Source organism: Clostridium autoethanogenum DSM 10061, assembly GCF_001484725.1.
Lineage (GTDB): Bacteria > Bacillota > Clostridia > Clostridiales > Clostridiaceae > Clostridium_B > Clostridium_B ljungdahlii.
On record NZ_CP012395.1, the window covers coordinates 1,933,101 to 1,957,038 of the forward strand.

The 23,938-nt window shown below is 32.5% G+C and carries 22 protein-coding genes; 7 read left to right on the forward strand and 15 right to left on the reverse strand.

Annotated elements, in window-relative coordinates:
- Positions 1–11: 11 nt before the first annotated feature.
- The 8 genes from CLAU_RS08650 to CLAU_RS08675 form a co-directional block, all read right to left on the reverse strand.
- On the reverse strand, positions 12–2,732 hold the full coding sequence (locus CLAU_RS08650) for a sensor histidine kinase (protein WP_029170073.1): 2,721 nt from the start codon (positions 2,730–2,732) through the stop codon (positions 12–14).
- 43 nt (positions 2,733–2,775) lie between these two features.
- Positions 2,776–3,129 (reverse strand): hypothetical protein, encoded by a 354-nt coding sequence (locus CLAU_RS08655; protein WP_013240550.1) that lies wholly within the window; start codon positions 3,127–3,129, stop codon positions 2,776–2,778.
- Between the two features lie 35 nt (positions 3,130–3,164).
- The gene (locus CLAU_RS08660) at positions 3,165–3,788 is read right to left on the reverse strand and encodes a K(+)-transporting ATPase subunit C (RefSeq protein ID WP_013240551.1); all 624 of its coding nucleotides are present in this window, start codon (positions 3,786–3,788) and stop codon (positions 3,165–3,167) included.
- Positions 3,789–3,814: 26 nt separating this feature from the next.
- Complete coding sequence (gene kdpB / locus CLAU_RS08665; protein WP_013240552.1) at positions 3,815–5,878, reverse strand: potassium-transporting ATPase subunit KdpB; 2,064 nt, start codon at positions 5,876–5,878, stop codon at positions 3,815–3,817.
- A 24-nt stretch (positions 5,879–5,902) separates the two neighbouring features.
- Positions 5,903–7,576, reverse strand: a complete 1,674-nt coding sequence (kdpA, locus tag CLAU_RS08670; RefSeq protein WP_013240553.1) for a potassium-transporting ATPase subunit KdpA — start codon at positions 7,574–7,576, stop codon at positions 5,903–5,905.
- Positions 7,577–7,600: 24 nt separating this feature from the next.
- Positions 7,601–7,684, reverse strand: a complete 84-nt coding sequence (kdpF, locus tag CLAU_RS21500; protein WP_081442095.1) for a K(+)-transporting ATPase subunit F — start codon at positions 7,682–7,684, stop codon at positions 7,601–7,603.
- Positions 7,685–7,693: 9 nt separating this feature from the next.
- Positions 7,694–7,822, reverse strand: a complete 129-nt coding sequence (locus CLAU_RS21355) for a hypothetical protein (protein ID WP_275935558.1) — start codon at positions 7,820–7,822, stop codon at positions 7,694–7,696.
- Between the two features lie 125 nt (positions 7,823–7,947).
- The gene (locus tag CLAU_RS08675) at positions 7,948–9,804 is read right to left on the reverse strand and encodes an APC family permease (RefSeq protein WP_013240554.1); all 1,857 of its coding nucleotides are present in this window, start codon (positions 9,802–9,804) and stop codon (positions 7,948–7,950) included.
- 351 nt (positions 9,805–10,155) lie between these two features.
- On the opposite strand from CLAU_RS08675, the gene pdxS reads away from it, so the two are divergent.
- Both pdxS and pdxT read left to right on the forward strand, forming a co-directional pair.
- Positions 10,156–11,025: a pyridoxal 5'-phosphate synthase lyase subunit PdxS gene (gene pdxS / locus CLAU_RS08680; RefSeq protein ID WP_013240555.1), complete on the forward strand. Its 870-nt coding sequence runs from the start codon at positions 10,156–10,158 to the stop codon at positions 11,023–11,025.
- Positions 11,026–11,028: 3 nt separating this feature from the next.
- The gene (gene pdxT, locus CLAU_RS08685) at positions 11,029–11,595 is read left to right on the forward strand and encodes a pyridoxal 5'-phosphate synthase glutaminase subunit PdxT (RefSeq protein ID WP_013240556.1); all 567 of its coding nucleotides are present in this window, start codon (positions 11,029–11,031) and stop codon (positions 11,593–11,595) included.
- 53 nt (positions 11,596–11,648) lie between these two features.
- Here the strand turns inward: pdxT and CLAU_RS08690 are convergent, their stop codons facing one another.
- From CLAU_RS08690 to CLAU_RS08705, 4 genes are all read right to left on the reverse strand, one after another.
- Positions 11,649–12,581, reverse strand: coding sequence for an ABC transporter permease (locus CLAU_RS08690; protein ID WP_013240557.1), 933 nt, complete (start codon positions 12,579–12,581; stop codon positions 11,649–11,651).
- 4 nt (positions 12,582–12,585) lie between these two features.
- Positions 12,586–13,656: an ABC transporter permease gene (locus CLAU_RS08695; RefSeq protein WP_013240558.1), complete on the reverse strand. Its 1,071-nt coding sequence runs from the start codon at positions 13,654–13,656 to the stop codon at positions 12,586–12,588.
- The gene (locus CLAU_RS08700; protein WP_013240559.1) at positions 13,649–15,166 is read right to left on the reverse strand and encodes an ABC transporter ATP-binding protein; all 1,518 of its coding nucleotides are present in this window, start codon (positions 15,164–15,166) and stop codon (positions 13,649–13,651) included. Before CLAU_RS08700 ends, CLAU_RS08695 begins: the two co-directional genes overlap by 8 nt.
- 70 nt (positions 15,167–15,236) lie before the next feature.
- Positions 15,237–16,343: a BMP family ABC transporter substrate-binding protein gene (locus tag CLAU_RS08705; RefSeq protein ID WP_013240560.1), complete on the reverse strand. Its 1,107-nt coding sequence runs from the start codon at positions 16,341–16,343 to the stop codon at positions 15,237–15,239.
- 385 nt (positions 16,344–16,728) lie between these two features.
- Between CLAU_RS08705 and fsa the strand changes: the two genes are divergently transcribed.
- Positions 16,729–17,376, forward strand: coding sequence for a fructose-6-phosphate aldolase (gene fsa, locus CLAU_RS08710; protein ID WP_013240561.1), 648 nt, complete (start codon positions 16,729–16,731; stop codon positions 17,374–17,376).
- A 100-nt stretch (positions 17,377–17,476) separates the two neighbouring features.
- Positions 17,477–17,836 (forward strand): C-GCAxxG-C-C family (seleno)protein, encoded by a 360-nt coding sequence (locus tag CLAU_RS08715; RefSeq protein WP_013240562.1) that lies wholly within the window; start codon positions 17,477–17,479, stop codon positions 17,834–17,836.
- 235 nt (positions 17,837–18,071) lie between these two features.
- On the opposite strand, the gene CLAU_RS08720 is transcribed toward CLAU_RS08715, so the two are convergent.
- Entirely contained in the window at positions 18,072–19,007 is a 936-nt protein-coding gene (locus CLAU_RS08720; protein ID WP_013240563.1) for a choline kinase family protein, read from the reverse strand.
- A gap of 447 nt (positions 19,008–19,454) precedes the next feature.
- On the opposite strand from CLAU_RS08720, the gene CLAU_RS08730 reads away from it, so the two are divergent.
- The 3 genes from CLAU_RS08730 to CLAU_RS08740 all read left to right on the forward strand — a co-directional run bounded on the left by CLAU_RS08730 (position 19,455) and on the right by CLAU_RS08740 (position 22,966).
- Positions 19,455–20,603 (forward strand): 1-propanol dehydrogenase PduQ, encoded by a 1,149-nt coding sequence (locus CLAU_RS08730; protein ID WP_013240564.1) that lies wholly within the window; start codon positions 19,455–19,457, stop codon positions 20,601–20,603.
- Positions 20,604–20,999: 396 nt separating this feature from the next.
- Positions 21,000–22,190, forward strand: coding sequence for a histidine kinase (locus tag CLAU_RS08735; protein ID WP_013240565.1), 1,191 nt, complete (start codon positions 21,000–21,002; stop codon positions 22,188–22,190).
- 5 nt (positions 22,191–22,195) lie between these two features.
- Positions 22,196–22,966: a response regulator transcription factor gene (locus CLAU_RS08740; protein ID WP_023162467.1), complete on the forward strand. Its 771-nt coding sequence runs from the start codon at positions 22,196–22,198 to the stop codon at positions 22,964–22,966.
- A 283-nt stretch (positions 22,967–23,249) separates the two neighbouring features.
- Here the strand turns inward: CLAU_RS08740 and eutM (CLAU_RS08745) are convergent, their stop codons facing one another.
- Together eutM (CLAU_RS08745) and eutM (CLAU_RS08750) are read right to left on the reverse strand one after the other, a co-directional pair.
- Positions 23,250–23,546: an ethanolamine utilization microcompartment protein EutM gene (gene eutM, locus CLAU_RS08745; RefSeq protein WP_013237864.1), complete on the reverse strand. Its 297-nt coding sequence runs from the start codon at positions 23,544–23,546 to the stop codon at positions 23,250–23,252.
- A gap of 74 nt (positions 23,547–23,620) precedes the next feature.
- The gene (gene eutM, locus CLAU_RS08750; protein WP_013237863.1) at positions 23,621–23,911 is read right to left on the reverse strand and encodes an ethanolamine utilization microcompartment protein EutM; all 291 of its coding nucleotides are present in this window, start codon (positions 23,909–23,911) and stop codon (positions 23,621–23,623) included.
- Positions 23,912–23,938: the final 27 nt, after the last annotated feature.

A 23,938-nucleotide genomic window follows, 5' to 3' on the forward strand; every position in this document is an offset into this window, starting at 1 on the left:
AATCTTCCTCCTTACATTAACTCATTACTAGTACTTTCCCCTTTAGGAATGTTAAACCTAAAAATAGCCCCTCCTTCTTTTTTGTTTTCAGCTTCAATTGTACCACAATGGGCCTCGACTATGGACTTACAAATGGTAAGTCCAAGTCCCACACCACGTCTTGAATCTGCTATACTGCTGCCATTGGTAAAAAATCTATCAAATATATGTGGCAATATTTTATCTGATATTCCTATTCCATCATCTATGACTTCAAAAAATACATCGTCTACACTTTCATAAACTTTTATTTGTATAAACGATTGTTTTTTAGAAAATTTTGCAGCATTCTGAATTAAATTTATAAGTACTTGCTCAATTAAATTTCCATCCATAGGAACCATTATAAGTTTCTTTGGAACTTCTACCTTTATTTTATGGTCTTTAAAATATTTAGAACTTCTTTGAACTGCCTCTGATACTACTTCCTCCACCAATTCTAGGTTTTTATTGATTTTCATATTCCCCTCATCAAATTTAGTCATACTAAGAAGATTCTCTACAAGGCTTATAAGCCATTCTGTATCGTCATAAATCCCATTCAGCAAGTCTTCCTTAGTCTTTTCTGGTATAAATTTACCATTTTCTATAATAGTACTTACTGCTCCCTTAATTCCTGCAAGTGGACTTCTTAAATCATGAGAAATGGATCTTAAAAGATTGCTTCTAAGTCTTTCACGTTCAATCTCCACCTTAGATTTCTCCTGCTGTCCTACAAGTATTTCTCTGTCAAGTGCAATAGCCATTTGGCCCGTTACAGTTTCTACAATAAATTTCTGATCATGGCTTAAAAAGTCTTTTTCACAGGAAACTCCAATAACTCCTAATATCTTATTTTGCACTTTTACTGGAATATAGTATCCCCTTGCCCCATAAAATGTATCTGTACCAGAACCAGCTTCCCTTCCTTTCAAAAAACTCCAGTAAGCCACAGCAGCCTCATCTTTATTTAAAATTAAGTCGTCCTTTTTTAATTCATCCAAATAATATACAAAAGGAGTTGAAAGTTTGTTATCTATAGACAGGTAACATACCACAGTTCTGTCCACAAGTCTTGATAGATATTTTATAGCTATGGAAACTACATCAGAATTTCCAACTGCACTTAAAAGTTTACTTGTGACCCTATACAATGTCTGTGTTCTTTTTTCCCTAGTATAGGACTCATCCGCATCCTGCTGAATCTTATTTGTCAAATTTCCTATTACAAATGCCTCAATAAGTATCATTATAAATGTAATCAAATAATTTTTATCATAAAAATGAAAAGACCTCTTGGGCGGAACAAATAAATAATTAAATATAGATACACCCACTAAGGAAGATATTATACCCATTAAGTAACCCGTAGTCTGCATGTATACAATTATAACACCTAAAATAAAAATCATAATAACATTGGCTTCTGAAAAACCCACATAGTCAAAAATTATAGCAGCACAAGTTACTATTGATAAAATTAAAGCAGCTTTAATAGCTTCCTTTAAGGATAAATTAAATTCTTTACTAAATTTCTTAGTAATCTTGTTACTTTTCCTATCATATAGTGAATTTGGTATTACATAAACGTCAATATAAGAATTGGAATCCATAAGTTTATCTACTACATCTTTTGCATAAAAGTGAAATACTTTACTTGTTTTTTTATTGTTCTTACCTATTATTATTTTAGTTATATTTCTAAATTTTGCATATTGTATAACCTGATCTGCTATGTCATCCCCATATATTGTAACTACTTCTCCACCTAATTGCTCTCCTAAATTAAAATATGAATTAAGTCTTTTTCTATCTTCTTTACTTAATTTCTGAGATTTAGTAGTTTCTACATATACTACTATCCATTTTGAATGATAAACTTCTGCCATTCTCGCAGCTGTTCGTATAACCCGAAGAGATGAAGGTGATGAACTTATACATGCAAGTATTTGATCGGAAGCAGGTACTACAGTAATCTGACCTTTTGAAAGCCTTGCAGTTTCAATTTCATAGTTTACCCTGTCAGCCGTTTTCCTAAGGGCAATTTCCCTTAAAGCATATAAATTGCTTTTAGTAAAGAAATTATGAAAGGCACTCTTTACTTGATCTCTCGCATATACTTTACCATCGCTAAACCGCTTTAAAAGTTCATCTGGTTCTATATCTATAATTTCAACTTTATCTGCATTATCAAATACTTTATCTGGAATAGTTTCTCTTACGGAAATATGAGTTATACTTTCAACTACATCATTTAAACTTTCAATGTGCTGAACATTTAACGTGGTATATACATCAATTCCAGCTTCAAGAAGCTCCTCTATATCCTGCCATCTTTTTCTATGTCTTTTTCCCTTGGCATTGGTGTGGGCAAGTTCATCTACAAGTATTATCTCAGGCTTTCTTAAAAGAGCTGCATCCAAATCAAATTCTTTTAAAATTACCCCCCTGTAGTCGATAACTTTAGTATTTATACTCTCAATCCCTTTAGTCAAATCCATAGTTTCTAATCTTTCATGGGATTCAATATAACCTATCACTATATCTTTTCCCAAGTTTTTAATGTCATGTGCTTCTCTAAGCATGGAATAGGTTTTTCCAACTCCTGCAGCATATCCAAAAAATATTTTTAGTTTTCCCCGTTCACTTTCACTATCTTCTTTTTCCACTTTGTTTAAAATACGATATGGATCAGGTCTTTCATTATAATCTATAATAATCACCTCCATATAGAACTTATATCACATATTTATTTTCTCATTTTTCTAGATAAAATGTAACATGTTTTTCATAAAATTTATTGAATTCAATTCTATCCCCCTTAATTTTTCCTTCAATATATTCTTTTGGATAGGAAACCGTCTCGCCTTTCTTTAACATTAATTTCATATTGTTATTTTCTATGCTATACTTGCCTTTAGTATAAACAGCTTCTCTGTATAAATTATTTATTATTGTATAATTATTATTTTTATCAAGTATTAAAATTGTATTATTCTGGGGACACTGATATTTACCTATATAGGGATATTTATTATTATCTTTCTTTACAAAAACCACTATAAATACAACAATAATTATACATAATATTATAACACCCATCTTTTTCATGATACTATCACCTACTTCTCCAATTAAAATAAAACTTATTTATTTAAAATCGAGGCTATTTCAAGATTAACTTTTAGTACATTTACTCTAGGCTCGCCTAAAATTCCAAAAGTTTTATCTTCTGTATATTTACGGACTATCTTACGAATATTTTCTTCACTTATTCCTGTTGCTTTAGATACATCAGGTATCTGTACCTCTGCAGCTTTAGGACTTATATCCGGATCAAGGCCAGATCCAGAACTTGTAAGAAGATCTGTAGGTACATCTTCTTTCTTTACCCCTGGATGGGTTTTTAAGAAACCATCTAAATCCTTTTTAACCCTATCCTGCAGCATCTTATTTGATGGTGCCAAATTTTGAGATCCAGATGATACACCAGTGTAAACTACTTTTCCACTCTTATCTGGCTTCAAATCTTCCTTTGTATAAGTGTTATAGTTCACAGCCGAAACCCTTCCTCTAAAAAACCTTGGATCTGTAAAATTCTGTCCTATTAGTTCAGAACCTACCTCTTTGCCATTTACCGTTATAATACTTCCATTTGCCTGTTTATGAAAAAATACCTGACCTACACCTGTTATAAAAAGCGGATATATAATACCGCAAATTATCATAAAAACAATAGTTAATCGAATAGATTTTTGGAGCATTTTCATATTAAAACCTTCCTTTCTCAAAATACCTAACCTAAATTAAGAATTCTAACTAATGGAGTTATTAGTAAATCTATAATTTTTATTCCTATAAATGGAGTAATAATTCCTCCAAATCCAAAAACAAGCATATTCCTCAAAAGCATTGTCTCTGATCTCATAGGTCTATATTTTACGCCTCTCATAGCAATAGGTATTAAAAGAGGTATTATTATGGCATTGAATATTAACGCAGATAGTATAGCACTATAAGGTGTTGCCAATTTCATAACATTCATCACCTGCATTCTAGGTATAGCTACTGCAAACATAGCAGGTATTACAGCAAAATATTTAGCTACATCATTAGCTATGCTAAAAGTAGTAAGTGCTCCTCTTGTTATTAAAAGCTGCTTTCCTATTTCAACTACTTCTAGTATCTTGGTTGGATCTGAATCTAAGTCCACCATGTTGGCAGCCTCTTTAGCTGAAGTGGTACCACTATTCATAGCAAGTCCCACATCTGCCTGCGCTAGTGCCGGAGCATCATTTGTTCCATCTCCTGTCATTGCTACAATTTTACCTTCTGATTGTTCTTTTTTTATAGCTTCTATTTTATCCTCTGGCTTGCATTCAGCAATAAAACTATCCACTCCTGCCTCTTTAGCAATAGTTGCTGCCGTAAGTGGGTTGTCTCCGGTACACATTATAGTTTTGATTCCAATTTCACGAAGCCTTTGAAATCTTTCCACAAGACCTGGCTTTACGGTATCTTTAAGATATATAACTCCATAAATTTTATTATCCACACATACTACAAGTGGTGTTCCTCCCAAGCTTGCTACTTTGTTTACAATATCATCTAGTCCATATGGAATAGCTCCTTTTAATTTCCCCACTCTATCTTTTATAGCATCATAGGCCCCTTTTCTTATAGAAGTACCATCCTTTAAATTAACCCCACTCATTCTAGTCTGTGCTGTAAATTCTTCAAATTCCATGTCCTCATATTTGGATTTTTCCACTTTTGAACCCAATTTATATCCAAGTTCTACTGTGGATTTGCCCTCTGGCGTATCATCCTTTAAAGAACATAAAACAGCATAATCTATAAGCTCTTCTTTAGATACATGTTCTACAGGAATAAAATCTGAAGCTAGCCTGTTTCCAAAAGTTATGGTACCAGTCTTGTCAAGTATCATGGTATCCACATCTCCACAGGATTCTACTGCTTTTCCAGACATAGCTATAACATTAAATCTTGTAACTCTATCCATTCCAGCTATACCTATTGCAGATAAAAGTCCTCCTATTGTTGTTGGTATAAGGCAAACTAAAAGAGCTATAAGAGTAGATATTGAAAGCTTTACCCCTGTATAAGAAGCCATAGGATAAAGTGCTGCAAGTACTATAAGAAAAATAAGTGTTAAACTTACAAGCACAGTATTAAGAGCAATTTCATTAGGTGTTTTCTGCCTTGAAGCCCCTTCTACCAGACTTATCATTTTATCTAAAAAAGATTCTCCTGGAGTTGCTGTTATTTTTACTTTCAACCAATCACTTACAACTTTAGTTCCTCCTGTAACTGAAGCAAAATCCCCTCCTGATTCTTTTACAACAGGTGCTGATTCACCAGTTATTGCAGATTCATCTACAGATGCTATACCGCAAACAACTTCTCCATCATTTGGAATTATATCTCCATTTTCCACTAAAACTATGTCACCTTTTTTTAATTCACTTGCATTTATAACAGTTATATTGCCATTTAAATCAAGTAATTTTGCAGAAGTATCCTTACGGGTTTTCTTAAGCGTTTCTGCTTGAGCTTTTCCTCTTCCTTCAGCTATTGCTTCTGCAAAGTTTGCAAACAATATTGTTATAAATAAAATTAGAGCTACTATAAAATCATAACTTCTTAAATTACTTCCTTTGTCCCCAAATATATTAGGGAAAATTGTGCTAAGCAAAGATATAAAGAATCCAATTTCAACTACAAACATAACAGGATTTTTAATCATATATTTAGGATTTAATTTTTTTAGAGCTTCTACAATTGCATCTTTCATTATGCTCTTTGTAATAAACTTAGATTTTTTAATTTTATTTTTCATAATCACACCATCCCCTTTTTATATTCATAATGTAAGCTGTTCTGCAATAGGTCCAAGAGACAATGCTGGAAAAAACGTAAGTGCGCCAATTATCAAGACAATAAATACTAAAGTTATAGTAAATACCCCATTGTCTGTTTTAAATGTGCCTGCAGTTACAGGTATTGCCTTCTTTGAAGCTAAAGATGTTGATACAGCAAGCAGTATTATCATAGACAAATATCTTCCGAAAAACATTACTATGCCTGCAGTTGTATTCCAAAACATGGTGTTATCTGAAAGTCCTTCAAATCCAGATCCATTGTTTGCAGCTGAACTTGAAAATTGATATAATATCTGTGTAAGTCCATGAAATCCTGGATTTGATATGCCTGCAATTCCCTGAGGTACAACAAGTGCTAAAGCTGAAACCATTAATATCAAAAATGGATGTATAATAATAGCAAGTGCTATTAATTTAATTTCTTTTCCCTCAATTTTTTTTGAAAGAAATTCAGGAGTTCTTCCTACCATAAGTCCACACAGAAAAACAGTAAGTATCGCATACATGATCATATTCATAAACCCTACACCTTTTCCACCAAATATTACATTGAGCATCATGTTTACAAGTGCCACAAGTCCACCTATAGGTGTCAGTGAATCATGCATGTTATTAACAGCACCACAGGATGTAGCCGTAGTAGCTGTAGTAAAAAGTGCAGACATAGGTATTCCAAATCTAACTTCCTTGCCTTCCATATTACCCATAATTTGATTAAGCCCTAAATGTCCAAGTATAGGATTACCTGCTTTTTCAGCTGCATAACATATTACAACGCCAATTATAAATAACACACTCATAGCTGAGAATATACATATAGCCTGTTTTTTCTTTTTAATCATATGTCCAAAACATACCACAGTTGCTCCTGCAAAAAGAAGAAATGAAATTATCTCAAAAGCATTTGTAAGTGGTGTTGGATTTTCAAATGGATGAGCTGAATTAGCCCCAAAGAATCCTCCTCCATTGGTTCCAAATAGTTTTACTGATTCTAAGCTTGCTACAGGCCCCATTGGAATGTCCTGGAGCTTTCCCTCTATAGTAGTAATTGTTTTATTAGCTGATAATGTCTGTGGGACACCCTGTTGAATATAAAATATAGATATTACAATACACACAGGAAGAAGTATTCTTGTTATAATCCTTACATAATCTACATAAAAATTTCCAAGTGTTTTTTTCTTTCCTGCAAGTCCCCTCATAAATGCCAGTGCTATAGAAAGCCCTGTTGATGCTGCAAGAAACATAAAAAATGTAATTACTATCATCTGGCTAAAGTAAGAAAGCCCTGATTCACCGCTGTAACCTTGAAGATTAGTATTTGTTAAAAAACTTATTACAGTGTTAAATGTAAGTCCTTGCTCCATGCCCCCTATATGGTTAGGATTGAAAACAGGCATAAACTGTATTCTCAAAATTATATATGCTAAAATAGCTGGAACAAGATTACATAAAAGTAAAGCTCCAATGTATTGTTTCCATGTCATTTCTTCCTTTGTTATTCCTGAAATTTTATAAATAAAATTATCAACTTTATCAAGTACAGGATCTAAAAATGTTTTTTCATGTTCTGCAACTTTATAAATGTATTTACCTGTTGGAATACAGAGTAGAACAAAAATAACAAGTATAATTCCAATTTGCAATATTTCCATATTATTAACCTCCACATCCTATAGTTAAAACTTCTCTGGATTAAATAATGCATAGCACAGATATCCAAACAATAAAATAATCACAATTACTAAAAAGATCATAAACATTCCTCCAACTTATTGTTTTTTACTTATTTGATTTTCACACCACTTTGTAAAATATTTTAGTAGAAAAAACCCTAATAAAATCAAAATTATAAATATAATATCCAGCATCTTTATCCCTCCTCCATATTTCTTAGCCATAATACTATCACCTAATGTATAAAATTAGAGTTAAGATAAACCCTACCTATGTAAAAATTCCATAAATGTTTTATTTCCAAAAAAAAAGAAATTCACAAAATGTGAATTTCTTTTTTTAACATTATTTAATTTTCATCTATTATATAAGGCACTGTAACTATTGCTATATTTCTTCTTTTAAGAAGAATAGTTTTAATCAACAATGCAGTTTGATTGTGCAAAATATTTCCCCACCATTTAGTAACTACAAATTGCGGAAGAACAACAGTTATTGTATCATTAGGCCCTGCAGCATACTCTTCAGAATCTATAAACTTTGCAAGAGGCTTTATAATGCTTCTATAAGGAGATTTTTTCACTATTATAGGTATACCTATATTATATTCATTCCATTTCTTTAAAAGTTTATTAGTGACCTCATCATCTACAGAAACATGAAATATTATTATATTCTCAGATATAGTTCTAGCATAATTTAAAGCTTTCAGAAAAGATTTATTTAAGGTATCTATAGGTACTATTACGTATCTCTTTTGCCCCTCAAAGCTTACCTTCTCATATTTTCTCAGTTCATCCATGGAAAGCCGCAGCTGCTGTGCAACTTTTAAATAATGTCTTTTTATCTTTTCCATGGTATATACAATTATAGGTATAAGTATGAGAACTACCCATGCACCACGAGTAAACCTGGTAACTCCTATAATAATAGTTGTAACAAAAGTTAATAATCCGCCTAATCCATTTATAAATGCCTTGTGTTTCCATCCGTTTATTTTAATTTTAGTCCACCTTTTGAACATACCGCACTGAGATAAAGTAAATGATATAAACACTCCTACAGCATAAAGTCCTAGCAAGTAGTGAGTATCTCCTTTAAATATTATAACTAATATGGCAGCCAGTAAACCAAGCATTATTATACCATTAGAATAATTAAGCCTTTTACCACGTTTTGCAAACTGTCTTGGGGCATATCCATCTTTAGCCATAAGAGCAAGCAGGAGCGGCAGTCCTGCAAAAGCAGTATTACATGCCATAACAAGTATAATGGCTGTAGCTGCCTGAATTATATAAAATAAAATTCCTCCATTAAATACCTGCCATGAAATCTGAGCGACTACAGTTACATTAGAATTTGGAACAGCATGATAAAGTGTAGCCAAATAGGAAATTCCTCCAAACATTAAAAGTACTATAAAAGCTAAAAGCATTAACACAATCTTAGCATTTTTCTGTGATGGTTCCCTAAAGTTTGGAACTCCATTACTTACAGCTTCCACACCTGTTAAAGCCGTACACCCTGCTGCAAAGGCCTTTAAAAATAGAAATATAGTTATGGTTCCAGAAACATCAGGTATCTTGTAATTAGATTTAGGTACATATCCCATAAAATTTATTTTTATTATTCCCCATATAAGCATAACTAATATTAAAAATATAAATACATAGGTTGGAACTCCAAATACCTTTGAAGATTCTCTTATTCCTTTTAAATTTCCAATTACTAAAATTGTTATAAGTACTAAAGTTATAGTAACTGTATGCGGAAGCAAGGATGGTATCGCTGAAGTTATAGCAGCAGTTCCTGCTGAAGCACTTACTGCTACAGTCAATATATAATCAATAATTAAAGAAGCACCTGCTACAAGACCAGCGGTTGTCCCTAAATTATCCGTTGCTACAATATAAGAACCTCCTCCACCTGGATAGGCATCTATAGTTTGTCTATATGAAAATATAAGCATAAACAGCAAAAATATAATGCATAGTGAAGCATAGAGCATATATCTATAGGATAAAAGACCCATAACCGGCATAAGTATCAATAATATTTCTTCTCCAGCATAAGCTACAGAGGAGATAGCATCACTTGACATTATTGGCAGTCCCCAAAATACATTGAACTTTTCACCTTTTAATTCCTCGGTTTTTAAACTTCTACCTATAAGAGCATTCGATACATTTCCTAAATTTAAATTCATTTTTAACACCTCTAAAAGTAATTTCATATGATTTCCAAAATACGGTATTTCCCCTCAGTGTTATTATTACTATATTAAACCCCATGCCAAGTTGATTTCCTAATTTTGATTTTACTATATTACCACCTTGAGCATAAATTTTGAGTTAAGATTGTACTTGCCTGTATAAAGATTCTATAAAGATTTTATTTTAAAATGTACCGTTACATTTTGCAAATACTCAATTATGAATATAATATATAAATAATAAAGCTTTATTTCATTCATTTATTATAGACTCCATTAATACTAGTTCATGGAGATTTTATAGCTTAATCAATAAGTCTTTAGATAATATAGGAGGATAATAATATGGGACAATATGAAATAAATAAAAACTTAGCCCAGATGTTAAAAGGTGGAGTAATAATGGACGTAGTAAATAAAGAACAAGCCATTATTGCTGAAAAAGCTGGAGCCTGTGCGGTTATGGCTTTAGAAAGAGTTCCCTCTGATATAAGAAAAGAGGGAGGGGTAGCCAGAATGTCTGATCCTAAAATAATAAAAGAAATACAAGAATCTGTATCCATACCTGTTATGGCAAAAGTTAGAATAGGTCATTTTGTTGAAGCTCAGGTGCTTCAGCAGTTGAATATAGACTTTATAGATGAAAGTGAAGTTTTAACTCCTGCAGATAACTCTTACCATATAAATAAATGGGACTTCAAAGTACCTTTTGTATGCGGAGCTACAAATTTAGGTGAAGCCCTAAGAAGAATCGGTGAAGGAGCTGCAATGATAAGAACAAAAGGTGAAGCTGGAACTGGAAATGTTATTGAAGCTGTAACTCATATGAGAACTATGGTAGATGGTATATCAAAAGTTAAAAGTGCAAAAAAAGAAGAGCTTATGACACTTGCAAAAGAATTTGAAGCACCTTATGATTTAATAAAATATGTATGGGAAAACGGAAAGCTACCAGTAGTAAACTTTGCAGCAGGTGGCATCGCAACCCCAGCAGATGCTGCACTTATGATGCAGCTTGGAGCTGAGGGGGTATTTGTAGGTTCTGGAATATTTAAATCTGAAAATCCGCAAAAAAGAGCCACTGCTATAGTACTTGCTACAACTTATTACAATGATCCTAAAAAAATTGAAGAAGTTTCAGAAGACCTAGGGGAAGCAATGCCTGGACTTGAAATTAATAATTTAGATCAAAAATATGCACAGCGAGGATGGTAAATCATGAAAATCGGAGTATTGTCATTTCAAGGTGGAGTAGCAGAACATATTCACCATGTTAAAATGCTTAAATCTGCTGCTGTAGAAATAAAAAACTCATATCAGCTGGATGACATTGATGGTATCATACTTCCCGGCGGAGAAAGTACCACAATAGGGAAACTTTTAATAGACACAAATATGATGGAGCCCTTGCGAGAAAAAATATTAAATGGATTGCCTACTTGGGGAACCTGTGCAGGGATGATATTGCTTGCAAATTCTATAGAAAATTCAAATGAAGGTTATCTAAAAGTTATGGATATTAAGGTGAAAAGAAATGCATATGGAAGTCAAATCAATAGTTTTAGTACAGAAGCTTTAATTCCCCAGGTATCTTCTTCTAAAATACCTTTAGTTTTTATAAGAGCTCCTTTTATTACTGCCATAGGCAGTACTGTTAAAAACTTATGTAGTATAGGTAAGCATGTAGTGGCAGCAAAATATAAGAACATTTTAGTAACCTCATTTCATCCCGAACTTACAGAAGACTTAAACTTCCACAAATATTTTCTATCGATGTGCAGATAAAATAGAAACTTAGGATTCCAATTTAAATCCTAAGTTTTTACCATTTTAAATAATTATCTTTCTTCTCTTGAATATGAAATACCCAAAGCTTTAGGCATAGCTGAAGGTCTACTTTTAGTTTCTCTAGTTGTAAAAATTAGAACTACAAAAGTAAACATATAAGGAAGCATTTGTAGTATATATGTAGGAATAACAAAACCAAAAGCCTGCAGGTGAAGACCCAGTGAACTTATAATTCCAAAAATATAAGCTCCTACTACAGCACGAATTGGATCCCACAACGCAAATATCACAAGAGCTATGGCAATCCATCCCCTCCCTGCTGTCATATTTTCACTCCATGAAGGAGAATAAGCAAGAGATATATAGGCACCCCCTGCCCCAGACAGCATACCACCTAAAATTACGCATGCATACCTTACTAAAAAAACATTTATTCCTGCAGCATCTGCAGCAGCAGGATTTTCTCCAACAGCTCTCAGTATAAGTCCAGATTTAGTTTTATAAAGTACAAACCAGATTACAAAAACCAGTATGAAGCTCAAATACACCAATAGATCATTTTTGAAAAGTATTGTCCCTATTACTGGTATTTTACTTAAGATCGGAATATCTATAGCTTTAAATGAAGCAGCTGGAAGAGCCCCTATGTAGGATTTTCCAAGGTAGGCACTAAGTCCCGTTCCAAATATAGTAAGTGCCACACCACTGGCCACCTGATTGGCTTTTAATTTTATAGTGAGGACAGCATGAAAAAATGCTAAGGCCGCACCAGCAGCAATTCCTGCTATAAATCCCAACCATTGATTCTTAGTATGAATGCTAACTATAAATCCTGTTACAGCACCTACAAGCATCATGCCTTCTACACCTAAATTCATTACTCCTGCTCTCTCTGTCAAAAGTTCTCCAAGACAAGCATATAATAAGGGCGTTCCTGCAACAACTCCCGCTGCAAACACTGAAATTATAAAAGTACTATTCATATTGTCAAGCTTCCTTTCTCACTAATTTATACTTGAGTAATATTTCGCTCCCCAGTACGAAAAGTAATATGGCACCTTGAAACATTAAAACCATACTTAATGAAAAGCCTGATGTTTGCAAATTATATCCACCTACAAAAAGGCCTCCCATAAAGAAAGAAACTATAACTATACCCAACGGACTAAGTCTTGCCAGAAGTGCAATTATAACTGCTGTATATCCATATCCAGGTGATATATTCTGTTGAAGTTTATGAATAGCTCCTGATACCTCTACCATTCCTGCAATCCCTGCAATTCCTCCACTTATAAACATAACAATTAAAATATTTCTGACATAATTCATACCTGCATAGATTGCTGTGCTTTTATTTCCACCGCTTACCCGTATCTCATATCCCCATCTAGAATACTTCAAAACAATAAACATAAGCACTGCTATCCCTATTCCAATAAATAGACCTATATTTATATCTGTATTACCAAAGGAAGTTAAAGTTGCACTTTTAGAAAATGCAGCACTTACTGGAAAATTTTTGCCCTTTGGATCTTTCCAAGGGCCAAATACCAGATATTGAACCCATAATATAGCTATATAATTGAGAAGTAATGTAGTTATAGTTTCATTTATATTTAAAAATGCCTTTGGAATCGCTGCAACCATTGACCATAATCCACCTGCTATAAAACCTGCTATCATCATAAGTGGCAGCAATTCATAAGCGGGCATATTTGGAAAAGATAGTGCAGCCCAAGAAGCCCCAAAAGCTCCCATGAAAAACTGACCTTCAGCACCTATATTCCAGAGCTGCATACGAAAAGCCAGTGATACTCCAAGAGAAGTAAGCATAAGTGGTATAGATTTCGCTACAGTTTCTGAAAGTCCATAGGTTGAACCAAAAGCACCAGAAAATATTTGGGAACATACATCTATAGGATCATTTCCAGTAATAGCAATGATAATAGCTGAAAATACAATTCCACCAATTACAGATATAATAGAAACCATTACCTTTTTCATCATAGAACAGGAGTCCGTTTTTTTTAGTTTCCACCCTTTAAACACGTCAATCACTGTAATTCTCCTTTCTACTTCCAGACATCATTAGTCCAATAGATTCCATAGTAACCTCAGATGAATCTACTATTCCCATAATAGAGCCTTCATGCAAAACACATATTCTATCTGAAAGCTGTATTAAATCTTCCAGTTCTTCAGAAATAAGAAGAATTGCTCTACCTTTATTTCTTTCATCTATTAAAAGTTTTTTTATATATTCTGAGGCACCTATATCAAGTCCTCTGAAAGGATATGCCAAAACAATAAGATTTGGATCTGACTGTATTTCTCTAGCTAAAAGAAGCTTTTGCATATTTCCCCCTGACATAGTTTTCACAGGGGTATTCAAAGAAGCTATCTTGATATGAAACTTTTCTATTATATTAACTGTGTTATCATACACTTTTCTCCAGTTAATATGATATCCTGGCATCCTTCGATAATTTTCAAGTATCATATTCTCGCAAGCATTCATATCGGCTACAAGACCTACCGTCATCCTGTCTTCGGGTACATAACTTATTCCCCTATCTATAAATTTTCTTCTACTTTCATTTATACAATTTGCTTCATTTAAAAATATATTTCCTTTTTTTATTGGTGTCAAACCTGAAATAACTTCTGCCAGTTCCTTCTGTCCATTGTCATCAATACCTGCAACTCCAAATATTTCTCCTTCATGTACGCTAAATGATATATTTCTTAATTTTACAGATCCACTTTTATCTTCTGAACACACATCTTTCAATTCTAAAATTTTCTTTCCATTTAATACTGCTTTTTTACTGGAAACATGTGCTATATTTCCGCCCACCATCATTTTCGCCATATCTTTTTCTTCAACGTCTTTTGTGTTAAAAGTACCCATGGATTTTCCATCACGCAGCACTGTAATTTTATTGGTATTTTTCATTACTTCTCTCATCTTATGTGATATTACTATAATGGATTTTCCCTTTTTAGCTAAAATGCCCAGTGTTTTATAAAGTGATTCCCCTTCCTTAGGTGTAAGTACTGCTGTAGGTTCATCCATTATAAGTATTTTTGCACCATGCATAAGTGCTTTTATAATTTCAACCTTTTGTTGTTCTCCTACTGTAAGCTGCCATATTTTAGCTTTAGGGTTTACATAAAGTCCATATTCTTGAGCACTTTTTTCAATTTCATCTTCAATATATTTCTTATTGTAAATTTCTTTTAAATTTCTAAGTCCTAACATTATGTTTTCCGCCACAGTAAAAGCTCTTACTAACTTAAAATGCTGATGCACCATACCTATGCCACAAGCTATGGCATCTTTAGGAGAGTTGAATTCAACATTTTTCCCATTTATCTTTATTTCACCGCTATCTGATTTATATAGACCTGTTAATATATTCATAAGTGTACTTTTACCTGCTCCATTCTCACCTAAAAGAGCATGGATTTCTCCAGCATTTAATGAGAATGAAATTTTATCATTAACTGCTATTCCTGAAAATTCTTTTGAAATATTAGTCATTTCAACTATAGGTTGTTTCTCCATATTATCACTCCCAACCTTTAAAGTTTACATACCGACCCATTTAGAAGCCGGTATGTAAAAATAATATATTCTATTTAGAGATTGTTCCTTCAACGCCTTTTACAAACCAATTAATAGAAAGCATTTGTTCATCCGTAAGTTTTTGTCCTTTAGCAACCTTTAAGTTACCAGCTTGATCATATATTGGCCCTTCAAATACATTTAACTTATTATCTATAATGTTCTGCCTCTGTTTTGAAATAAGTGTTTTTACATCATTTGTTACCATTGGACCAAAAGGACCTATATCAACTATTGAATCATCTTTAATTCCACCCCAGTATTGTCCAGATTTCCAGGTACCATTAGCTACAGCTTTAACAGTCTTGACATAATAAGGTCCCCAATTCCATATTGATCCTCCAAGCACTGCCTTTGGAGCTTTTGACCTCATATCAGAACTAAAACCAATTCCATATACCCCTCTTTCCTGGGCAGCCTGCATTACAGTAGTAGAATCAAGATGCATTGCAAGTACATCAGCCCCCGCATCTATTAAACTATTAGTTGCAGTTTTTTCAGTAGCAGGATCACTCCATGAATTAGTATAAACTACTTTAACTTTTACATTTGGATTTACTGATTGTGCTCCCAAAGTAAAGGCATCAATATTTCTTACAATTTCAGGTATTGAAAACGGAGCCACAAATCCAATTATATTACTCTTTGTATTCTTACCTGCCAAAATACCTGAAAGATATCTTCCTTCATAATCACGTCCAGCATATGTTCCTAGATTGTTTGACGTTTTGTATCCAGTACAATGCATGAAAATTACATTTGGAAATTTTTTTGCTACATTAACCATATAATCCATGTACCCATAAGTTGTTCCAAATATAACCTTATTGCCTTTTTGAGCAAGCTGTGTGAATACTTTCTCCGAGTCTGCTGTTTCAGGGACATTGTCCACATATGTTACTTCTGCATTTGGCATATTAGCAGCTAAATACTTTCGTCCTTGATCCTGGGCATAATTCCATCCCGTATCTCCTATAGGCCCCTCATAAACAAAAGCTACTTTGATTTTTTTATTGTCAGAAGTTGTTTTTTTCTGGTCCTGACATCCTACAATCAAGGTAGATAGTACAAGAATAGCACATAATAAAATTAAACTTCCCTTTCTTATTTTCTTCATAACACTTTCCCCCTATTTTAATTTGTTAGTGTAAATGTTTTTACACTATTTAACCTCTATATTTTTCATACCCTTAAAAATATAGATTATAACCTTTATTTAATATGAAAATAAGGCCAAGCTTTATTTAATTTAATAAAGATTGACCTTATTTTCATATACTCAGTCAATTAGTATCTTCTTTTTTATAAAAAGTGGATACATTTACATGACTTTATAATATTCTTTTTTAGCTTTTTCGTCAATATATAGACAGAAGGTCAACTTCAAAAGTTGAATTAATTAATAAAGTAGCTAAGAATTTTAGAAAGAAAATATGATCAATTTGTGGTAAAATAATTGTGTAAATCATAATTTTATATAAATATAATAGGAGGTAATAAGTATGAAATTATTTATAGATACCGCTAATGTAGAAGAAATAAGAAAAGCTAATGAAATGGGAGTAATTTGTGGAGTTACTACTAATCCTTCTTTAATCGCAAAAGAAGGCAGAGATTTTAAGGAAGTAGTAAAAGAAATAACTACTATTGTAGACGGGCCAATAAGCGCTGAAGTAATAAGCTTAGAATCTGAAGGAATGGTAAAAGAAGCCAAAGAACTTGCAAAAATACATAAAAATATAATAATAAAAATTCCTATGACTGTAGAAGGATTAAAAGCTGTAAAAATTCTTTCAAAAGAAAATATAAAAACCAATGTAACATTAATATTTTCTCCAGCACAAGCACTTTTAGCTGCAAGAGCTGGTGCAACTTATGTAAGTCCTTTCTTAGGAAGACTAGATGATATTGGAATGAACGGAATTGAATTAGTTGAACAAATATCTGATATTTTTAAAATTCATGACATAAAAACAGAAATTATAGCAGCCAGCATTAGAAATCCTCTTCACGTTATAAATGCTGCTAAAGCAGGATCAGACATTGCCACTGTTCCATATAAAATATTAATACAAATGACTAAACACCCACTAACAGATATAGGAATACAGAGATTTTTAGATGACTGGAAAACAGTACCTAATAAATAAGATAGATTATATAATTTGACATCAACAAAAATGTATATATTATAATTATTAATGTAATTTACAAATATTTAGAATTTATATAAAACAAGGGGTGAAAATTATGAATGATGCGTCACAATTTCATAAAGAGGGATTTAATTGTGCAGAATCTATAATTAAAGCTTTTAACAGAGACAACAATTTAAATATTCCTGTCTCAATTGCAAGTCCATTTGGTCTTGGTATGGCCGTACAAAGTACTTGCGGTGCTGTTACTGGAGCACTTATGGCTATGGGCTCCGTAAAAGGAAGAAACGAGGCTTCTGTACAAAATAAATCTAGAAAAATTGCAAAAGAAATAATGAACAAAGTAACAGAAAAGTATGGCACTTTTGAATGCTCTAAATTAAAACAAAAAGGTATATCTTGTGATGAGATAATAGATTATACTTATGAGATTCTTAAAGATTATGCAAAATAATAGTAATCGATAACCACTATAATATATTATGACCTATTAAAGCTTGTACTATCAGTAAAATGTACACTGATAGTACAAACTTTTAGTTATGCTTAATAACTGCTTTAACTCATATTAATAAATTTTCACTTTATTAATGAACGCTTTATATTCACAAAAAACCACTATATTTCTACTTTGATTTTGATCTTATTTTCTACTCTTATGTACAGGGTTCTCAGCAATATGTTATTTACTAACAATTCTTTACCATATCAGCAATGGAGTAACTTGGCGAGCTTGTGATTGCCTTCACATTTCTTTGAAATCGTTCATATCTAAAACAGCAATAATCAAGAAAATCATCTCCACTGTAATGTCTAATCATAGCCCATACCATCCAAAGTAAATCTTGTGCTACCATATAACTTTTTATCTTTACTATTTCTTCAGGTGTCGGAAGTTGTCCATAGTAGTCAACAAGAAGATATTGAATTGCTTCCTCGGTTAATTTAGATTCAAGAATATATGAAGCTACGTCCCAGCTTGGATCATTCATTCCGGAATATTCCCAATCTATAAGGTAGGTCTTTCCATTACTATCAACAATAAAATTTTCAGGAACCGTGTCATTATGGCACGGAACAGAAATTGTTTTTTTAATATTCTTTTCCATAAAATCAAGCAATTGTTTTTTTAATGTAGCGTAGTCAAAGAAAAAATCACCATTAAGCTTTTGAATTATATGTTCATATTTATTTAACTCCATCCGCCAATTAAATGAATTAGAAAAACACTTTTTGCTAGAGTGAGTTTTTTTCATGAGATCAGAAACAGATCTAAGAGTTATAGGAGAACATGGATCAACTTGAGCAATATTTTTGCTGTTTTCAATATATACGCTAATTTTTATTCCACTATCCTCATCAAAATAAATACACTCAGAATTCAAACCAAGCTCTGCTGCTATTTTATCATTAAAACTTTCAATTTTACGATCAATCATCAGATTGGTCATGGCACCCGGTTGTCGGACAACATACTGTTTTCCATTGATATTCATAATATAGTTATAATTGGTAAGTCCACCTGCAAAACGAGATTTATCAAACATTATACTGTCATCGTTAAAAGCAAGACACAGTTTTTTTTGTACTAATTCTTCCATTTTCATAAATAATCCACCACACATATTTCAATCTTTTGTTTTGTCAATAAAAAACACAAGTAACCACCTAACACCGGTTTGTAACTTTCTGATCATACCCATTATTAATTTAATTATAACAATAATAGTCCCAAAAATCAACATATCGCTTTCTATTAGAGCCTTTATTAAATATTTCATACCTTTTTTATAGATTATATATATTCTAATAGCAGTATTAATTGTAACTTCAAAAAAATGCAATAACAAATCATGTTTTGAAGTAGATATTGTTCAATAAAAGCAATATTGTACCATATAAATTTCTAACTAGATACAATAGTGCTAAAACTATATATTCTATTTACAATAAACTAGCCACTTTGTATGCTACCATGTAAAGTGATAATTGCGAAAGCATTTATTAAAAAAATAACAAAGTTTATTAAAAATCTGTAAAAAGTAACTGTAGAAAGAATAGGAGGGAAAATCATGGAAGACAAGTTTGAAAATTTTAATTTGAAATCCAAGATTTATTTTAATAGGGAATCTATTCAACTTTTAGAGCAAGTCACTGGTTCTCGAGCATTTATTGTTGCAGATGCTATTATGGGAAAACTTGGATATCTTCAAAAAGTAATAGATTACCTAAGCAAAGCTGGAATAAGTTCCGTTGTTTTTACGGGGGTACACCCTGATCCAGACGTCAATGTAATTGCAGATGCAATGAAATTGTACAAAAAAAGCGACGCAGATGTTCTCGTAGCACTAGGTGGAGGATCCAGTATTGATACCGCTAAGGGAATAATGTATTTTGCATGTAATTTAGGAAAAGCAATGGGCCAAGAAATGAAAAAACCTCTATTTATTGCAATTCCATCAACAAGTGGTACAGGCTCTGAAGTAACAAACTTTACTGTTATTACTTCTCAGAAAGAAAAGGTATGCATTATAGATGATTTTATTGCACCAGATGTTGCAATACTTGACTCAAGTTGTATTGATGGTCTGCCTCAGCGTATTGTAGCAGATACTGGTATAGATGTTCTAGTTCATTCTATTGAAGCCTATGTTTCCAAAAAAGCAACTGACTTTACAGACGCTCTTGCTGAAAAAGCAGTTAAATTAATTTTTGAGAATCTTCCAAAAATTTATAACGATAGTAAGGATTCCGAAGCTCGAGATCATGTTCAAAACGCTTCCTGTATAGCAGGAATAGCATTTACAAATGCTGGTCTTGGAATTAATCACAGCTTGGCTCATGCTATGGGTGGATCTTTCCACATTCCTCACGGCCGATCCAATGCACTTCTACTTAATGCAGTAATGGAATACAACGCTAGCTTGGTTGGAAATGCAAGCGAACATGCTATGGAAAAATACGCAAAACTAGCATCAATTCTACACCTTCCAGCTCGAACAACTCGCGAAGGCGCTGTAAGTTTTATTGAAGCTGTAGATAAATTAATAAAATCCCTAGGTGTTGAAGATAATATTCGATCTCTTGGGATTAAAGAAGATGAGTTTCAAAGTGCTCTAAATCATATGGCAGAAACAGCAATGCAAGATAGATGCACTCCAACTAATCCTAGAAAACCTTCTAAAGAAGAACTTATACATATTTATCAAAAATGTTATTAATAAGTATCTCAACTTTCTCAATTTAGTTGAAAGTTGATAATTGATAGTGGACAGTGAAGGTGGATTTTTTGTGATAACTAGAAATCATCCTTCACTATTAATTTTTCATTATTAATTCTTAACTTGCGAAGCTTTGCTTTGCATTATTTTTAAATTATGTCTTAGTGCTTATAGTAAAAATTAATTTATTACTTAAAACTAGGAAAAATTAGAATCTAAATGTTTTATATTTACCCTCTTTTTTTGACAATATATGACAAGAAACTGTGGGAAAGTATAAAATATTGTTTACTTTTATATTTTTATATAATATAATATAAAAAAAGAACGTACTAGAATCTAATTAATTTCTTTTTTTGAGTATAAACTATAGGTCAGGAGACGGGTGTTATAAGGATGAATAAAACTGATAATCCACTTAAAAAATTTATAACCTCAAAGTTATATAGCCGCTATAGTGGTATTTTATCCCTATCAGATGTACCTTTATTTTTGGTAGATACAAATGGGGATATTTTACTTGAATTTATTCCCTCCCCAGATTTTTGTACTCATGTATGTCAGGAAAGAGAGTCTCATGTATGTCCTGACTATCAATGTCGATTACAATCTGGCAAGGAAGGTAGATTTGTATGCCGATATGGTCTTGAAAATATGATTTTTCCGATCATAGTAGACAATAAAACTGTAGGTTATATGGCTGGTATACAAGTATATTTGAAAGATAACGAATACAAAAAGTATATGATTGATGTCCAATCTCACAAAGATACTAAGACTGAGGAGCTAGAGTTTATCGCTAAATCGATTTTCTCACTAAAATCCGTAGAATCAAATAAAATTAAAGTATACGAGCGATTATGTTGCGAAATTGCTAAAAATATTTCTCTTGATTTATCAGAAAGCACTAAGCTGTCCCATCAGGATGTGAAAAGGTTGTCAATTGAAAAGGAAATACTGGAAAAGAAGATCATTGATCTAGAATCAAAAAATATGTCTCTAGTCGTTAATCCTCATTTTTTGTTTAACACTTTAAATTGTATTGCCCGTGTGGCTTATTTTGAACATTCTCACGAAACAGAAGAGCTTATTTATTGCCTTTCTGATTTGCTGCGGTATAATTTAAAGCAGGGTAACCAGCTTCACACCATTGGTGCTGAAATTAACAATATTGAGAAGTATTTATATATTCAAAAAGTAAGATTTAAAACTCGTCTGGAATATGATATCAACATTTCGGAAGATCTTAAGTCTTATAGAATTCTCAATATGATTATCCAACCTATTGTTGAAAACTCTGTAATTCATGGAATAACCCCAAGGCGAGATGGAGGCAAAATAAGTATCTATGCAGAAAAATATAAAGATGAAATTGTTATTTCCATTATGGATAATGGAAATGGTTTCCCAAAGGATGTTTTGCTTGACATACAACAATGTAAAAATAAATCTGGCCTAGGTTTTCAAAGTACAGACAAACGTTTAAAACGATATTACGGAGAACAATATGGATTGAAAATTTTAAAATCTGATTACAGTGGAAGCACCGTTACCATCACAATTCCTGCAGAACCTATTGTGAGGTGATAATAATGAGTATAGTATTGATTGTAGAAGATGAAATACTTGAACAAGAATTTCTCAAATCAATTGTACTTGAAGAACTTTTTCCAGAAGATGTATTACTGACCTGTGAAAGTGGAGTTCAGGCTATTAAACTAGCCAAACAATACAAGCCAAATATTATCATGATGGATGTAATGATTCCCGAATTGGACGGTCTTAGTACTATTGAAGAAATCAGAAAATTTCTCCCCAACGTGCTTATTACAATTTTATCTGCTCACTCGGACTTTTCCTATGCACAGAAAGCAATTAGTCTCCGGGTTTTTGAATACCTATTAAAACCTGTAAAGCCTAACATTATCAAACAAGTTTTTCGGAAGATGTTAGACTCCGCAGCTGATTGTAATATAGTACTAGATAAGAGCTCTGAAGAAAAGAACCCCGAATCCAAAGAATCTCAGCAATACTTTATTGAAAAGTCTATAAAATATATTAAAGAGCATTTTAGGGAAAAAATAACTTTACAAATAGTTGCCTCTACAGTATTTTTGAATCCAAAATATTTTAGTCGTGTCTTTAAAAAGGAACTAGGTGTCTCATTTTCAAAGTATGTAATTAATCTGAGAATTCAATATGCCTGCAGATTATTAAAAACAACTAATTATCGTGCTTATCGAATTTCATCAGAATGTGGCTTTTCAGATCCATCTTATTTTAACAGGGTATTTTGTGCGGAGATGAATATGACTCCTCAAGCCTATAGAAAACATGCGCTTATGTCAATGGAAGATGACTAAATTGTGTGTAGTTAATTTCATAGGAAAGATTGATATTTGAACTGTTCCCTGTTAAATGCACAGTTATATATAATTAAAGCGCCAATTATACAATTGGCGCTTTAATTATATTTTCTGATAACATTTTTCTAAAGATCAAATAAGGAACGTATCTTGATTTAATTTACACAATCTAGATACGTTCCCTATACAAACTATTACTTTTAACTATCTACCATGTCACATCATATCTGACTTATTTCAAAGTCATCTCTGCATATGCATTTAAACGGTAAACTGTAATCTACTTTTCATCTTCCTTTAAATTAGTTTTAGGAAGGATAGTTTCAACTTCAACGTGTGGACGAGGAATAACATGAACAGAAACTAATTCTCCAACACGTTGTGCTGCTGCAGCACCAGCATCAGTAGCTGCCTTTACAGCTCCTACATCTCCTCTTACCATTACTGTTACAAGACCGCCACCAACATGTTCTTTTCCTATTAGATAAACATTAGCTGCCTTTACCATTGCATCTGCAGCTTCAATTGAACCTACTAAACCTTTTGTTTCAATCATTCCTAATGCATCATATTTCATTTTTATTTCCTCCTAGTTTATAATTTATTTTTTTTATTTTTTACTTTGTATCTTATATCCTATATCTTCTAATATTAGTCTTCCTTTAAACCAGTTTTAGGAAGGATAGTTTCAACTTCAACGTGTGGACGAGGAATAACATGAACAGAAACTAATTCTCCAACACGTTGTGCTGCTGCAGCACCAGCATCAGTAGCTGCCTTTACTGCTCCTACATCTCCTCTTACCATTACTGTTACAAGACCGCCGCCAACATGTTCTTTACCTATTAAGTTAACGTTAGCTGCCTTAACCATTGCATCTGCAGCCTCTATAGAACCTACTAACCCCTTTGTTTCAATCATTCCTAATGCATCAGATTTCATTTTTATTTCTCCTCTCCAAATACTGTT

Bases quoted from the DNA above. Each gene is read 5' to 3' on its own strand.
- kdpF (WP_081442095.1), bottom strand. From the start codon at position 7,684: ATGTTTATGATCTTTTTAGTAATTGTGATTATTTTATTGTTTGGATAT.
- pdxT (WP_013240556.1), top strand. From the start codon at position 11,029: ATGAAAATCGGAGTATTGTCATTTCAAGGTGGAGTAGCAGAACATATT.
- CLAU_RS08690 (WP_013240557.1), bottom strand. From the start codon at position 12,581: ATGAATAGTACTTTTATAATTTCAGTGTTTGCAGCGGGAGTTGTTGCA.
- kdpA (WP_013240553.1), bottom strand. From the start codon at position 7,576: ATGGAAATATTGCAAATTGGAATTATACTTGTTATTTTTGTTCTACTC.
- CLAU_RS08655 (WP_013240550.1), bottom strand. From the start codon at position 3,129: ATGAAAAAGATGGGTGTTATAATATTATGTATAATTATTGTTGTATTT.
- CLAU_RS08700 (WP_013240559.1), bottom strand. From the start codon at position 15,166: ATGGAGAAACAACCTATAGTTGAAATGACTAATATTTCAAAAGAATTT.
- kdpB (WP_013240552.1), bottom strand. From the start codon at position 5,878: ATGAAAAATAAAATTAAAAAATCTAAGTTTATTACAAAGAGCATAATG.
- CLAU_RS08675 (WP_013240554.1), bottom strand. From the start codon at position 9,804: ATGAATTTAAATTTAGGAAATGTATCGAATGCTCTTATAGGTAGAAGT.
- CLAU_RS21355 (WP_275935558.1), bottom strand. From the start codon at position 7,822: ATGGCTAAGAAATATGGAGGAGGGATAAAGATGCTGGATATTATATTT.
- pdxS (WP_013240555.1), top strand. From the start codon at position 10,156: ATGGGACAATATGAAATAAATAAAAACTTAGCCCAGATGTTAAAAGGT.
- CLAU_RS08740 (WP_023162467.1), top strand. From the start codon at position 22,196: ATGAGTATAGTATTGATTGTAGAAGATGAAATACTTGAACAAGAATTT.
- fsa (WP_013240561.1), top strand. From the start codon at position 16,729: ATGAAATTATTTATAGATACCGCTAATGTAGAAGAAATAAGAAAAGCT.
- CLAU_RS08730 (WP_013240564.1), top strand. From the start codon at position 19,455: ATGGAAGACAAGTTTGAAAATTTTAATTTGAAATCCAAGATTTATTTT.
- CLAU_RS08660 (WP_013240551.1), bottom strand. From the start codon at position 3,788: ATGAAAATGCTCCAAAAATCTATTCGATTAACTATTGTTTTTATGATA.
- CLAU_RS08720 (WP_013240563.1), bottom strand. From the start codon at position 19,007: ATGTGTGGTGGATTATTTATGAAAATGGAAGAATTAGTACAAAAAAAA.
- CLAU_RS08705 (WP_013240560.1), bottom strand. From the start codon at position 16,343: ATGAAGAAAATAAGAAAGGGAAGTTTAATTTTATTATGTGCTATTCTT.
- CLAU_RS08715 (WP_013240562.1), top strand. From the start codon at position 17,477: ATGAATGATGCGTCACAATTTCATAAAGAGGGATTTAATTGTGCAGAA.
- CLAU_RS08735 (WP_013240565.1), top strand. From the start codon at position 21,000: ATGAATAAAACTGATAATCCACTTAAAAAATTTATAACCTCAAAGTTA.
- eutM (WP_013237863.1), bottom strand. From the start codon at position 23,911: ATGAAATCTGATGCATTAGGAATGATTGAAACAAAGGGGTTAGTAGGT.
- eutM (WP_013237864.1), bottom strand. From the start codon at position 23,546: ATGAAATATGATGCATTAGGAATGATTGAAACAAAAGGTTTAGTAGGT.